The following is a 209-nucleotide window of genomic DNA, read 5'->3' as shown; positions in this document are numbered from 1 at the left end:
ACCGCTCAACACTTCCACGTAGCGAAGCACGCCGTTTTCCACAATAACCATAAGCTTGGACGACGGCTTGATCTGATCTACACCTACCGCCTTACCATTGGTGTAGAAAGCCGTGTCCTTGGTGAAGGAATACGTGGCAAGCTGATTTGTTTTTGAGCGCTTGAAGCTGATCTTATCTCCTGCGATGCCCTGAACATAGCCGATCTGCA

At 49.8% G+C, this 209-nt stretch carries 1 protein-coding gene; it reads right to left on the bottom strand.

What is annotated here, in order from left to right:
- The coding region (locus LKX83_RS33695) for a hypothetical protein (RefSeq protein ID WP_227887681.1) at positions 1-209 on the bottom strand (209 nt) is incomplete at both ends.

Source organism: Cohnella baijiui (assembly GCF_020731285.1).
Taxonomy (GTDB): Bacteria; Bacillota; Bacilli; order Paenibacillales; family Paenibacillaceae; genus Cohnella.
Note: the sequence above shows the minus strand (reverse complement) of the source record. Positions and strands in the feature narration are given on the sequence as shown.